Source organism: Steroidobacter denitrificans, from assembly GCF_001579945.1.
Classification (GTDB): domain Bacteria; phylum Pseudomonadota; class Gammaproteobacteria; order Steroidobacterales; family Steroidobacteraceae; genus Steroidobacter; species Steroidobacter denitrificans.
Genome location: NZ_CP011971.1, coordinates 2,381,951 through 2,395,992 on the forward strand (window position 1 = coordinate 2,381,951; position 14,042 = coordinate 2,395,992).

Sequence of the window (14,042 nt, forward strand, 5' to 3'; positions counted from 1 at the left end):
TATCGTTCAGACAAGAACTTGAGCGTCTTTCAGCCGCGTTATCGTATCTTCATCGAGATCGAGCAAGCTGCGGTACACGTAATCGTTGTGTTCGCCCATCGCAGGCGTTGGGCCACTCACCACGGGGGGAGTCCTCGTGAACAACCACGGCGTCGCATAGATATCGCAAGGCTCATAGCTGCCGCCGGTATGGGCAATGACCAGATCCCGTCCGGCGAATACTTCGTGCGTACGGCACTCCTGCAGTTCCAGTACCGGAGCCGCGGCCAAACCTGCCGAAGCGAGAATCTCGACCGCCTCATCACGATCCAGGGTCTCGCACCACTTGCGAATCGCCTCGCCGATTTCATCGGCACGTTGGCGGCGTATCTCCGGCTTCCGCAATCGCTCGTCCGCCGACCAGTCGGCGCGACCCAGCACCGTGCACAGGGCGATCCAATCCCCTTCGTCGCGCACCACCAATGCCAGCCACCTGCCGCCCCCACGCGTCGCATAGATACCATGCGGGAAATAGCATGGGTGACCATCCCCCCGGATACCCGGCTCCCGACCGTCGAACTGATAGCCGATGAAAGGCTCACCCATCGAAGCACACATCGATGCCGTCTGGCCAAGATCGACGAACTGACCCTGACCGGTACGATTGCGATGCGCTAGAGCAGCGAGCGCTCCGATGACGCCCTGGATTGCCTGCGTAGTGTCTCCAAGTCCGAAAGCCATGAACCCCGTGGCATCCTCGGTGTCCGGATAGCCGACCAGTTTGTCCAGTCCGGAATAACCAGAGGCGATCGCAGCAAACCCGCGCATGTCACGTTTGGGTCCCTGCTGTCCTGCCATGCTCATCGAAACGACGATGATCTTGGGATTCTCCGCGGCGAGATCGGCATAACCAAGCCCGTTCTTGGCCATCACTCCAGCCGCGAAATTATCCATCACGATGTCGCATCGGGTCGCCAGCTTGCGCACCAGAGCTGAGCCGCGCGGATCGGCGATGTTGAACGTAGCCGATTTCTTGGAACGGTTGTTGTGGCAGAAGAAATACGCATTATGCGGATACAGACGCATATTGTCCGGACGCAAGGTCGTCTCGACCCGGATCACCTCGGCACCCATGTCGGCAAGCAGCTGTCCCGCCATCGGCCCGGCCCAGTTCCAGCCGAAGTCGAGCACGCGCACGCCGCTGAGCGCGGTTCCCGAAGCACCCGCTTTTTCCTGTAACAGGCGCGGAGTATGTTTCCTTGCACGCAGCCGGGCGCCGTCGCCGTCGAGCGCCGGTCCCGATGACCTGATCGCCGTCGGAGTCCGCTCCAACAGATATCCTGGTTTGGGAATGCGAACATCGACATCTCCGACCTCTACATGGCCCCACTGGTTGCGGAACGCCAGCTGATCGCTCTCCAGCACTTCCGCAATGTCGTTGACGGAGCCGATGATCACTCCGTTGTCCTTCGCGAGGGCCTGCAACTGGGCACGGGTATGGCGCTTGAGCCAACCACGGAAGGCAAGATCGACCTCTCCACCCTCATCCAAGGTACCGAGATGAAGCGAATCGCGATTCTTCTCGTCCTGCGCCCAAGCGGGATCGCCCATCAGCTTGATATAACCGAGCCATTGCCTACCGTGGATCGTGGCGATGCACACGTAACCGTCCGCGGCTTCGAAAAAGCCGGTCGGGTAAAGTGCTCCTTTGATGATCCGGCCGGCACGCTTCCATTCGATACGACGTTTCGCGGTCGCCAACGACATACCGCCGACCTGATAGGCAAGTACGTGAGCCGACGAAATATCGATGCCCTGGCCCAAGCCGGAGCGATCGCGTTCATGGAGCGCGCATAGTGCGGCTGCCAAACCGTGAAAGCCTGTCTGGTAGTCGGCCTGATCAAAAGGTAGCGGCAGAGGCGCACGATCGGGCCGTCCGATTGCTACCGGCAACGCGCTCAGGGCCTGGACCGTCAGATCGGCCCCGGCGCGGTGCGCCCATTTTCCGGTACGTCCATACGGTGAGATCGAAACCGCGATCAAATGAGGATGGCGTGCCCGGATGGCTTCGAAATCAAGACTCCACCGCTGCCGTTCCTCCATGGTGAGACTTTCGACCAGGACATCGGCCGCGCTCAACATCGAATGGAAGAATTCCAGATCGCCCGGCGTGTCTAGATCCGCCACGACACTGCGCTTACCTGCGTTCAGCAAATGGAAAAAACCACCGTCGTGATTCGACGTACCGTCCGCGAACGGACCGCGTCGGCGCGAGGTATCGCCTCCGGGCGGCTCGATCTTGATCACCTCGGCGCCAAGATCCGCAAAAAGACGAGCGCAGAACGGCGCAGCCACGCCGGCGCCATACTCGATGACGCGCAGATGTGCGAGCGCACTCATGATGGCATCTCCGGTCTGCTCGGTAGCTGGACCGTGGCGCTGCCCACCGAGGTCTGCTCCCCGCGCGGATGACTGACGGTCGATACCTCGAGGTCGACCAGGCGCTCATTGCCGACTACACGTTTTTCTTTGACCTTGGCGTATAGGCGGATCGCGTCACCCTGCCAATGGAAGGCGAGAAACCTCACCTGCAGTCTGCGCATGCAACCGTGATCACCCGCCCACGAAGTCAGCAACTGGCTGTACCACGCCAGCCGTTCGAAACCGGCTTCGTACGCAGCCGGCATGCCGAGATACCTCCGGCAGCGCTCGTTCGTCCAATGAATCGCGACCGGCGGCTCCGGTACATTCTCCTCGTTGCGGATCGCCAACGCCGGATAGCGATCGAACAGCGCGAGCGCCATTTCATGGCCGACGAACCACCCCCCGGCGCCGCGCACGAATTCGAAGGCAAGCTTGCTCGTGAGCGTCACCGGACCCTTGATCAAGTAAGGAACCTCGCTGCCGATCTCCACATCCTCGAAATACAGTGGTTCGGCCCCGCGACGATTGGTATTGTTCTGCTGACGATACTCGTTCCAGACGCCCTCCAGTGCCTCGTCGGTCCATTGGATCGGTTCGATCTTCCCGTATTTCGATGACCCCGAGGCCTTCTTTCGTGAAAACCGGTGCCATGAGGTGCGGTAGAACGCCACCTGCTCTCCGCCCAGAGTATCGATCGTGGTTTCGTAATCCTGCACCCCCGCCCGGCCGCCGGCGAAGTTGCTATCGACGATACGCGCTCCGGTCAGCCGGGTCGCAACTTTCATCGGATCTTCGGCGAATAGCGGACGCGTCCATTCGAACTCGCATTCGCGCCATATCGCATGGCAGCCCGGGAACCCGTCGGTAGCACCGTTCATGGCCTCGGTATAGGCGAGCAGGGTCGGCGGCGCCAGCATTCTCCTCCAAGGAGATCGCTCGGCGTAGGCAAGATCGACGTAAAGCGGATTTTCGTCGGCAAACCCCCTGGCGAATCGACCGGCAGTTTCGCGACTGATGAAGAAATTGGATTGCCCATAGCCAGGATCCCATTGATTGGGCATCAGGAATCCGCGCATCAACGAACCACGTTCGGTCCGTTCCAGCCCTTTTCTCTTGAGCAGGTTATCGAGGTGAGCCTCCGTCACCTCCCCATAGCCTTCCTTCGACTTCTTTGATGCCGTCATACGTTACTCGACGAAATGATCATGATGATATTGCCGCGGTAGCCGCCGGAGGATTTCATCAAGCACCGGCTGTCATCGTCGATCTTCGGATACGACGTGTGCTGCGCAGTTAATCGATCCAACGATATCTTTGTCCGTGCCTAAGGCAATAAACCGTGACTGAAGGAAATCCCCGAGGGACAACCGAACAAGTGGAGCGCCCCGAGATCGATGACACCACCGGTCGAAAGACCGGATCAATCGAAAATCTTCGCTAGATGAGTGTCAAGATTCGGACCGTGAAAGACTAATGAGCGTAAGGATCTCCTGTGATACCGCACATCGATCTTCTGGACCGCAATAGCCAAACGTTCCTCAAAAGTACAAACAGCCCGTCCGGTTTTGTTTTAGCATCATAACAAACGATGACAGGAAGTAAACCGGAACCGTGGTCAGATGCAGATTGCCGACGTTCACCGCATCCGCGCCGGTAATTGGCAACGGCCGGACACGCACCTGCAACATGCCGGTAGTTATCGAGAACTCGCTTTGCAGGACGCCGAGCTGGTAACCAGTCCGAGCGGTTCCTTGCCGATATCGGCGACTACGACCGCAGGCGCGGGCAGAGCCCAGACAGCAGATGCCGTGTCGCGCAGTAGATCCGGCCTTGCGATGCAGAGTGCCTCGCCAGGCAACCGATACTGCCTCGCCAATCGGTCTTGCCGGCTCAAATGCCGGCAGCCGTGATGCTCACGTCTACGTTAGTTATCCCGATTTCCCGGCCCGGCGCCTGTAATGCGGCGCCTGTAATGTGCGCCGCAGCTGGTGGTGCGGCGGGTGGCGGCGAGCAGCATGTGCTCGGCCAGAAGCAATCGTGCCTGGTCCAGGAGCGCGGCGGCCGGCACCGTCTTGCGCAATCGTGCCACGATCTCGAGCCCTTCGGCGAGACCCGCGGTGCTGCGCACCACGCCCATGCAACGCCACATCACCTCGCGCAATGTTCGGCCCGGCTCCTCCTGTGGCAGTATCGTTTGTTCGATGTGCGCCACACGCCCCGGTGCAGCGGCGCCAAGTCGTTCGCGGCTCAGCACCTGTCCCAACCGCCGGCCGAACACCACAGCCTCGAGCAATGAATTGCTCGCCAGCCGGTTTGCGCCATGCATGCCGGTGCACGCCGCTTCGCCGACCGCCCACAGTCCCGGCAGGCTGGTCCGCCCTTCCAGGTCCACCGCAACCCCCCCCATGTGATAATGCACGGCAGGCGTCACTGGAATGGGTTCCCGGTGCGGATCGATACCATGGATGCGGCATATCCTGTAGGCCGAGGGAAACGCCTGTTCGACATCGCAGCCGTCCAGACGAGTCGCATCGAGCCTCACGCGCCGGCCGGCGCTCTGAGCCGCATAGACCGCACGCGACACCACATCACGCGGTGCCAGCTCGGCGAGTGGATGTATCCCTGCCATGATGCCGACACCGTCCTGATCGACCAGTTTTGCACCCGCCCCCCGCAGCGCCTCCGTCAGCAAGGGCAGCGGACGCGCCTCGACATCGAGTGCCGTCGGATGGAACTGTACGAACTCGAGGGCCTCGCTGCGCGCACCCGCCGCCAGCGCCATCGCGACACCGTCGCCGCATGCGCCGACGGGATTGGTCGATCGCGCGAACAGTCCGCCGATACCACCGGTCGCAATGACCACCGCCCGAGCTCTGATCGCGGTGGCTCTGCCTTCTTCATCCACGACCACCACGCCGTTCACGCCGTCGTCGTTCATCAATAAACGGGCGGCGCGCATGCGGCGCAATGTTTCGACGTGGGAAGCGGCTGCGGCTGCCTGCCGCAGCGAATGCATGATTGCGGCACCGGTCGCATCGCCGTCCACATGCAAGACACGCGCCCGGCTATGCGCCGCTTCCATATGGGGCGCCCAGCCCTGATCGTCACGCGCGAAGCGTACCCCCAGGGATTCCAGATACGTGGCGGCGGCGGCGGCTTCGTCACAGACCAGGCGCGCAGCGGCGACATCCACACCCTCGCCGCCGGCGCGCAGCGTATCCTGCAGATGCAACTGCGGGGAATCGGTCGGACCGACGGCGGCGGCCATTCCACCCTGTGCAAGATCGCTTGCGGCCGATGAGCCGTCGCCGCGATCCGGTGTGACGACCATGACCTGCCGCGCCCTCGCATTCAGCGCGGTGACCAGTCCGGCTGCGCCGGCGCCCAGGATCAGGACGTCGGCCTCGGCCGAGGTCATGAGCGTCGTTGTCCGCCCAAGTCAAGCATGCGTTGAACCGAGCGGCGTGCCGCGGCGGCGACATCGTCGGCAATCTCGATCTGCGGGCTCATGCGCATCAAGCTGTCGTGAATCTTCGGAAGCGTGATGCGCTGCATGTGCGGGCAGAGATTGCAGGGTCTGGTGAATTCGGTATCCGGAAAGGCTCCGGACACATTGTCGGCCATGGAGCATTCAGTGATCAGCATTGCTCGTTCCGGCCTGTGCCGTTCCAGCGCGGCAATCATCCCGGAGGTCGAGCCGACGAAATCGGCGGCACGCTGCACGTCGGGCGGGCATTCCGGATGTGCCAGCACGAAAACATCGGCCGCACTGCGATACTCCTTGATCTCGGCGCCGGTGAACCGTTCGTGCACCTCGCAACGACCGCGCCACGGAATGATACGTACGCTCGTATTCGCAGCGACATGTGAAGCCAGGAATTCGTCGGGTACGAAGATCACTTCCGGCGCACCAAGATTTTCGATGATCTCGATGGCATTCGCCGAGGTGCAGCAGGAATCGCACTCGGCCTTCACCGCCGCGCTGGTATTCACATAGCACACCACCGGTGCCCCCGGATGCGCCGCGCGCAAGGCCCGAACATCCGCAGCCGTGATCGATTCGGCAAGCGAACAGCCGGCATCCGGAGCGGGCAGCAGCACGGTTTTGTCCGGTGCCAGCAACTTCGCCGTCTCGGCCATGAAGTGCACGCCGCACATCACGATGACATCGGCATCCGATTCGGCTGCTGCGCGTGCCAGGGCCAGCGAGTCGCCCTGGATATCGGCGACGCCATGAAAGATTTCCGGCCGCTGATAATTGTGCGCCAGTATGAGTGCGTTGCGCTGGCGCTTGAGCTCTTCGATACCCTTGACGAGGTCGAAATGCGCACCCCATTCGACATCGGGCATCAACCGGGATACGCGCGCATAACGCCGCGCATGCTCCGCCATATCGTAGGCAGTTGGGTCAGGGGAAATCATGCTGGCCAAACAAAAAAGAATATCGAAGCCAATATTATCGATATCATACCTTGTAGAACTTGATCCAGGTCAATTTCACCATCTGCCCTGCTCTGTATAAAGGCGTTTTCGCAAACTGACTTTTCGCAAATCGCCGGCTTGACAGCTTGGTTCGGCCAGGGGGGAGCTCCATGAATAACGGCAGAAGCACTGCTGGGCGGACCCGCACCCCGCCGGTCGCCTGCCGGGCATGCGATCTGAACGAGATCTGCCGCCTGACCGGCCTGATCGCCTTCGAGGGCGGTCGCAGCCGTCAGTCCACCGGCGCCCTGCGAACCGTCCGCTCAGGTGCCACGCTGTTTCGCGCAGGCGCGCCGGCACACGCCTTGTACGCCGTACGCCAGGGCATGATCAAGACCACACGCATGACGACCGACGGGGACGAACGCGTCATTGCATTCCACGCTCCAGGGGAGGTTCTTGGACTGGAAGCATTCAGCATGGGCACCTACGCCTGCGATGCATCCGCGCTGGAGCCATCGATCTGCTGTGAAGTGCCGCTGCCGCTGCTGGGTGAAGCGAACTCTCATGTCCGGGAACTGTCGATGGCCGTCGTACGCCTGCTCAGCCAGGCCGCCGCGCCCAAGCATGATCTTGCGCGCGGTTCCGCCCGTCAGCGCGTCACGAACTTCCTGGTCGATCTCGCCGGGCGCCTGAGCAAACGAGGCCTTGATGCGAAACAGCTCATACTGAGCATGAGCCGGCAGGAGATTGCCAGTCTGCTCGACACACGCATCGAAACCGTAAGCAGAACGCTGCAGCAGTTGAACCGCGAAAAGGTGATCCACGTACGCGGCACCCGAGTAAAACTGCTCGATCTCGGGAAGGCTACGGACGAGACGGCGACGCCTCTCGAACACCCGGGCATGGGACAAGAAAGCGCGGGATGATCGCCGCCCGGGATCAAGCGGCGCGGCGTTTCATGTGGCCTTGGCCGCCTTGGTCCCCGCGGATCCGGGCTGCAGCATGTTCGCGCCATCGAACACGCCTACACGCAGGCCCCGCGCAGTGTAGATCGTCTCGCCATCGACGGCGAGCGAACCGTCTCCGCTCACCATGACGAGCTTGCGGGCAATGACACGCTTGATGTCGATCTGGTAGGTGACCCGGGTCGCCTGCGGCAGTACCTGACCAAAAAAACGCACATCTTCGACGCCCAGCGCCCGCCCCATGCCGCGATGGCCGCTCCACGCCAGGAAGAAGCCGATAAGCTGCCACATGGCATCCAGGCCCAGGCAGCCCGGCATGACCGGATCGCCGCGAAAGTGACAAGCGAAGAACCATAGCGAAGGATCGATATCGAGTTCCGCGCGCATTTCCCCGCGACCATGCGCACCGCCGCTGGCCGAAATCCAGGTAATGCGATCGATCATCTGCATGGGGCCGATCGGCAGCCGCGGCGTATCCGGACCGAACAATCTGCCTTCGCCGCAGGCGATCAGTTCCTCCCGTGTGAAGGAAGACTGCCGATCTCCGGCAGGCACGCTCAAAGCTGCATGGGTATCGCTCATGGACGGAATTACATTCCCTGCTCGGACAAGCTGTTTTGGTGCGGGTCAAGCGAATGTGGGTCAAGCACGACTTTTGAGAGGCCCGCTTGATTCAAGACCACGGTTTGATTCATCGCAATGTGGCCTGGCGACACGCGGGCATACTATACATGATGTCGACGACGATTCACAAACACGCCCCCCGTGTGGAGCTCATCTGTCCCGCCGGCACCCTGACCGCGCTGCGTGCCGCCGTCGATCATGGCGCCGATGCCGTGTACATCGGCTTTCGCGGCGAAACGAACGCTCGAAACTTTCCCGGCTTGAACTTCAATGCCACCGAAGCGCGGACCGGCCTGGACTACGCGCACGCACGCGGCGCACGCGTGTTCGTGGCGCTGAACATCTACCCATCGCCGCAGTCCTGGCCCCTGGCCACCGAAACGATCGATCTTGCCGCCCGCCTCGGTGCCGACGCTCTGATTCTTGCCGACCCAGGCCTCATGGCCTATGCGGCGAAGCATTATCCCGATCTACGGCTACACCTGAGCGTACAGGGCTCGGCCACCAATTGGGGCGCAATCGAGTTCTATCGCCGCGAATTCAACATTCAACGCGCCGTCCTGCCGCGAGTCCTATCCTGCGCGCAGGTCGCGCGGCTCATTCAACGCACTCCGGTGGAAATTGAAGTCTTCGGCTTCGGCAGCCTATGTGTCATGGTCGAAGGGCGCTGTGCATTGTCCTCGTATGTCACGGGGCAGTCGCCCAATACGCATGGGGTGTGCTCACCCGCACATGCCGTTCGCTGGGAAGAGACCCCCGAGGGACGGCAATCACGGCTCAACGGCGTGCTCATCGATCGCTACGCGCCCGGTGAACCTGCCGGATACCCGACGCTGTGCAAGGGACGCTTTCGCGTCGAGGACGATGTATTCCACGCGCTGGAAGAACCCACCAGCCTCAATGCGCTGGACGTCCTGCCGGAACTGATCGCCAGCGGCGTCAAGGCGATCAAGGTCGAAGGCCGGCAGCGCTCGCCGGCCTATGTGGCGCAAGTCACGAAGCTCCTGCGCCGTGCGCTGGATGACTGTATGAACTCCAGCGGGAACTGGACGCCGCCGGACAACGTGACCGCCGGGCTCGACGCTCTCGCGGAAGGACGTACCCATACGTTGGGCGCCTATCATCGCCCCTGGCAATGACAGCCGACGCCAGCCACCCCCTGCGCCTGACGATTCATGAAAATTTCAGTCGGACCTTTGCTCTATCTATGGGAACGCGACGCAGCACTGCAATTCTATGCGGAGTTGTGCGACGCCCCCGTCGATATCGTCTATCTCGGCGAGGTCGTCTGCAGCAAACGTCGGCTCATTCGGCGTGAAGATTGGTTGGAAATCGCACAAGCGCTGACCGCCGCCGGCAAGGAAGTCGTCGTTTCCACATTAGCCCTGATCGAGGCGGAATCGGAGCTGTCGTCACTGTCGCGCCTCGTCGGCGACACGACCGGACTGGTGGAAGCGAACGACTATGCGGCCGTAAATGCGCTGGCAGGACGCGACTTCGTCGCCGGACCGCATCTCAACGTCTACAATGAGGCGACGCTGGCGCTGCTGGCGGGGCTTGGCGCGCGCCGCTGGGTTGCGCCGGTCGAGCTTGCGCTCGCCACGATCGCCGCATTGAGTGAAAATCGGCCCGCCGGCATGCAATTCGAATTATTCGCCTACGGCCGACTGCCGCTGGCCTTCTCCGCACGCTGCTTCACCGCGCGTAAATATCGACGCGCCAAGGACGAATGCGAATTCATCTGCCGGCAGCATCCCGATGGTCTCACGCTGTATTCGCGCGAAGACCAGCCGTTCCTTACGCTCAACGGCATTCAGACACAGTCGGCTGCGGTACAGAACCTGCATCCGCAGCTCAATGCAATCCGCCTGGCCGGTGTGGACATCGTGCGGCTGTCGCCGCAATCAAGCGATTTTCCAGCGGTCGTGCAGGCGTTCAGAGATACGATCGACGGGACACCGAAGCCGGCGGCGTTTCCTGAAAGCCGCCTTCCCGGCGGGTATTGTGACGGCTACTCGTCAGGCGCAGCCGGATTAGTTCATGAAACGCCTGAACCCCGCTTTTGACTGCAAGTGCCGCACCCGCCAACGGTGCCGGCAACACATCCCGCACGTGCGACGGCACGTCGTATTCCCACGAATCGAGCAAATTTTTCAAGTGCAACCCGGTTTCCGTCTCTCCCTCTACGGCCAGCCGTCGCTGGAAAAACAGCGTATCCGGATCCTCGCTGCGCGTGGCAAGCGCGATGAAATCCGCCAATGCTCCGCGCAGCGTGACGTCCGGCGCACATGCCGAGCGCACCAGGGCGCGGCCGCTGATCTCGAAAGTCAGCGCGATCGGCACATCCTCCACGCGCAACTGGAACCGCTTGCCGTCGAGTTCCTCGAGCCGCTCCGCGAATGCCTGGCCACGCAGCAATTGATTCACCGTCAACACCAGCAGGCGTTCGTGCAGCGGTGTGGGCGCGGCTCGCAGCCAGAAGGCGAATGCGGCGGCAGGGTTGAGCATGAGGATCTCCGGATCGAAACAAGCCGCTATTCATGCCACGCGCAGCGGCAAACCGGTTTGATCCAGCTCAATCGGGGCATATCATGAGCTACGCCAGCCTGCGGGAGTTTATTCAGGACCTGGAGCGCCGCGGCGAATTAAAACGCGTGCCTTTCCCGGTCGATCCGCGACTGGAAATGACGGAGTTGTGCCGGCAAAGCCTGCTCAACGGTGGACCTGCCCTGCTCTTCGAACAGCCCAGCGGCTATGACATGCCCGTGCTCGGCAACCTTTTCGGTACCACCCAGCGGGTCGCCGCAGCGCTCGGCTATGACAGTGTTGCGCGTTTGCGCGAGGTAGGCTCGGTACTTGCGTTCCTGAAGGAACCGCAGTGGCCGGATCGGCTGAGCGCCGTATTCGAACATCTGCCGGCATTCGCGCCGCTCTTGAAAGCTACCCCGCGCGTGATCGCCGCACCGCCCTGCCGTGAAATCGTGCAAACCGGCACCGACATCGACGTGACCCGCCTGCCGGTGTGGACCTGTTGGCCCAAGGATGCCGGTCCGCTGATCACCTGGGGTCTCGTCATCACCCGCGGCGTGCATCATTCACGTCAGAACGTTGCGGTCTATCGCCAGCAGGTGCTGGGTCCGAATCGCGTGATCATGCGCTGGCTGCCGCATCGCGGCGGCGCGCTCGATTATCGGGACTGGCGCCGGCAGCACCCCGACAAGCCGTTTCCGGTGGTCGTCGCGATCGGCGCCGACCCTGCTCTGCTGATCGCGGCGGCAGCACCGATTCCGGACAGTGTTTCGGAATTCCAGTTCGCCGGAATGCTGCGGCGCCGGCGTAGCGAAATCTGGCAGACTGCCTCGGGGCTGAGCGCGCCGGCCAGCGCCGAGATCGTGTTCGAAGGCCATATCATGCCGGGCGACGAAGCCCTCGAGGGACCCTTCGGCGACCATACCGGCTACTACAACTCCCAGGCGAAATTCCCCGTACTCACGATCGATCGCCTCTGTATGCGGCGCAATGCGATCTATCACGGCGGCTACATGGGCCGCTCTCCGGAAGACGAGCCGTCCGTGATCGCGATGGCGCTCAACGAAATGTTCGTGCCGATGCTGCAGCGAACATTCCCTGAAATCGTCGATTTCTGGCTGCCGCCCGAGGCCTGTTCGTACCGTGTCGCCGTCGTCAGCATCCGCAAGGCCTATCCCGGCCACGCGCAGCGTGTGATGCAGGCGGTATGGTCCTATCTGCGCCAGTTCACTTATACGAAATTCGTGATCGTGACGGACGACGACATCGACGTGCGCAACTGGAAGGAAGTGATCTGGGCGATCTCGACCCGGGTCGATCCTGCCCGTGACACGATGCTCGTACGGCGCACACCGATCGATTACCTGGATTTCGCCAGTCCGGTGGCGGGTCTGGGCTCCAAACTCGGCATCGACGCCACCAACAAATGGCCGGCGGAGACCCGCCGCGTCTGGGGAACCCCGATCGAAATGACCGATCAGGTCGTCCAGCGCTGCCGGACGCTATGGCAGGCACTCCAGACGCCGCAGTCCGCGCCACTTGATCCAGATCGGCACCCGCGGCCTTAATCCAGCGCCGCGATCCATGCTGCATCGCCGGGCCGCCGCGACGATGCTTCTCGTGACGCCTCGACATGTCACGACACCCTGTTATTGTGTCACGATAAGCCTTTTATATGTCACGATATCCCCCATGATATCCCTCATGCGCCACCAATCCATCCCACATCCGAAGGACCTGTCCTGATGCGCCGCGTCGTCGTCACCGGCATGGGTATCGTTTCCTGTCTGGGCAATGACCTGGATGATGTCTCGGTGGCCCTCGCCGAAGGGCGTTCCGGCATCCGCGTCGCGCCCGGATATGCCGAGCTTGGACTGCGCAGCCAGATCGCCGGTATCCCGCAGATCGATCTGGATAAGCAACTCGATCGCCGCGATCTGCGCTTCATGGGCGATGCGGCCGCCTACGCTGCGGTATCGATGAAACAGGCGATTGCGGACAGCGGTCTCACCGCGGCCCAAATCAGCAATCCCCGTACGGGTCTGATTGCCGGCAGCGGCGGCGCCTCCTCCGCGAACATCGTCGAGGCGGCCGACACGCTGCGCAGCCGCGGCATCCGCAAAGTCGGGGCGACGCGTGTTCCGCGCACCATGGGCAGCACGGTCGCGGCCTGCCTGGCAACCTCGTACCACATCAAAGGCGTCAGCTACGCGATTACATCCGCCTGTGCAACCAGCGCGCATTGTATCGGTGCCGGTGCCGAACAGATCCAATTCGGCAAGCAGGATGTGATGTTCTGCGGCGGCGGTGAAGAAGAACACTGGTCGCTCACGGCGCTGTTCGATGCCATGGGCGCTCTGTCGAGCGGACGCAACGATCACCCGGAAAAGGCGTCGCGTGCATACGATGCGAACCGCGACGGATTCGTCATCGCCGGCGGCGGCGGCATGCTGGTGCTCGAATCCCTCGAACATGCCCAGGCGCGCGGGGCGCGCATCTATGCCGAACTGGTCGGTTACGGCGTGACCGCCGACGGCGCCGATATGGTACAGCCCTCGGGCGAAGGCGCGGTGCGCTGCATGCGCCAGGCACTCATCGGCCTCGAACACCCCATCGACTATCTCAATACGCATGGCACTTCGACTCCGCTCGGCGACGTCATCGAACTCAAGGCCGTGCGTGAAGTGTTCGGCGCGAACATTCCGCCCATCTCCTCCACGAAATCCCTCACCGGTCATTCGCTCGGTGCGGCGGGTGTGCAGGAGGCGATCTACTGTCTGCTCATGATGCGCGACGGCTTTCTTACCGCTTCGGCGAACATCGAAGAACTCGATCCGGCCTGCGCCGATTTTCCTATCCTGCGAGAAGCACGAAAACAACACGTGGATACCGCGATGTCGAACAGCTTCGGCTTCGGCGGAACGAATGCCACGCTGGTATTCAGGAAATTCTGAACCGGCACGACGGCGCGAAACGGCCTCGTTCATTCTGCGATTTCGCTTCATACGGCAAATCAAAACGGGCAAGAGTATCGCGAGCATCGGCACCGCCGGCTCCTGCGGGGAACTCCCTAGCGCGTCATTCGGCTCTCGAAAC

The 14,042-nt window shown here is 62.0% G+C and carries 11 protein-coding genes and 1 pseudogene; 5 read left to right on the forward strand and 7 right to left on the reverse strand.

Features of this window, described 5'->3' with window-relative positions; all coding sequences use genetic code 11:
- Positions 1-6: 6 nt before the first annotated feature.
- From ACG33_RS10815 to nadA, 5 genes are all read right to left on the reverse strand, one after another.
- Positions 7-2,379, reverse strand: coding sequence for a CaiB/BaiF CoA transferase family protein (locus ACG33_RS10815; RefSeq protein ID WP_066921117.1), 2,373 nt, complete (start codon positions 2,377-2,379; stop codon positions 7-9).
- Positions 2,376-3,587, reverse strand: coding sequence for an FAS1-like dehydratase domain-containing protein (locus tag ACG33_RS10820; RefSeq protein ID WP_066921119.1), 1,212 nt, complete (start codon positions 3,585-3,587; stop codon positions 2,376-2,378). The genes ACG33_RS10815 and ACG33_RS10820 overlap by 4 nt, the downstream gene beginning before the upstream one ends.
- A gap of 354 nt (positions 3,588-3,941) precedes the next feature.
- Positions 3,942-4,091 (reverse strand): hypothetical protein, encoded by a 150-nt coding sequence (locus ACG33_RS16185; RefSeq protein WP_157071762.1) that lies wholly within the window; start codon positions 4,089-4,091, stop codon positions 3,942-3,944.
- Positions 4,092-4,327: 236 nt separating this feature from the next.
- Complete coding sequence (locus ACG33_RS10825) at positions 4,328-5,821, reverse strand: L-aspartate oxidase (RefSeq protein WP_066921121.1); 1,494 nt, start codon at positions 5,819-5,821, stop codon at positions 4,328-4,330.
- Entirely contained in the window at positions 5,818-6,825 is a 1,008-nt protein-coding gene (gene nadA, locus ACG33_RS10830; protein WP_066921123.1) for a quinolinate synthase NadA, read from the reverse strand. Before nadA ends, ACG33_RS10825 begins: the two co-directional genes overlap by 4 nt.
- 170 nt (positions 6,826-6,995) lie before the next feature.
- On the opposite strand from nadA, the gene ACG33_RS10835 reads away from it, so the two are divergent.
- On the forward strand, positions 6,996-7,754 hold the full coding sequence (locus ACG33_RS10835; RefSeq protein ID WP_066921125.1) for a Crp/Fnr family transcriptional regulator: 759 nt from the start codon (positions 6,996-6,998) through the stop codon (positions 7,752-7,754).
- 30 nt (positions 7,755-7,784) lie between these two features.
- On the opposite strand, the gene fabA is transcribed toward ACG33_RS10835, so the two are convergent.
- On the reverse strand, positions 7,785-8,375 hold the full coding sequence (gene fabA / locus ACG33_RS10840; protein WP_066921127.1) for a bifunctional 3-hydroxydecanoyl-ACP dehydratase/trans-2-decenoyl-ACP isomerase: 591 nt from the start codon (positions 8,373-8,375) through the stop codon (positions 7,785-7,787).
- 149 nt (positions 8,376-8,524) lie between these two features.
- Here fabA and ubiU point away from each other — a divergent pair, with 149 nt between their 5' ends.
- Together ubiU and ACG33_RS10850 are read left to right on the forward strand one after the other, a co-directional pair.
- Positions 8,525-9,556, forward strand: a complete 1,032-nt coding sequence (gene ubiU, locus ACG33_RS10845; RefSeq protein WP_066923238.1) for a ubiquinone anaerobic biosynthesis protein UbiU — start codon at positions 8,525-8,527, stop codon at positions 9,554-9,556.
- Positions 9,557-9,592: 36 nt separating this feature from the next.
- Positions 9,593-10,483, forward strand: a complete 891-nt coding sequence (locus ACG33_RS10850) for a U32 family peptidase (RefSeq protein ID WP_066921130.1) — start codon at positions 9,593-9,595, stop codon at positions 10,481-10,483.
- A gap of 118 nt (positions 10,484-10,601) precedes the next feature.
- Here the strand turns inward: ACG33_RS10850 and ubiT are convergent.
- Positions 10,602-10,925: pseudogene (ubiT, locus tag ACG33_RS17090) on the reverse strand (ubiquinone anaerobic biosynthesis accessory factor UbiT); the annotation flags it as partial.
- Between the two features lie 83 nt (positions 10,926-11,008).
- On the opposite strand from ubiT, the gene ACG33_RS10860 reads away from it, so the two are divergent.
- Positions 11,009-12,514 (forward strand): UbiD family decarboxylase, encoded by a 1,506-nt coding sequence (locus tag ACG33_RS10860; RefSeq protein ID WP_066921134.1) that lies wholly within the window; start codon positions 11,009-11,011, stop codon positions 12,512-12,514.
- A 177-nt stretch (positions 12,515-12,691) separates the two neighbouring features.
- Positions 12,692-13,900: a beta-ketoacyl-ACP synthase I gene (gene fabB / locus ACG33_RS10865; RefSeq protein ID WP_066921137.1), complete on the forward strand. Its 1,209-nt coding sequence runs from the start codon at positions 12,692-12,694 to the stop codon at positions 13,898-13,900.
- The last annotated feature ends 142 nt before the right edge of the window (positions 13,901-14,042 follow it).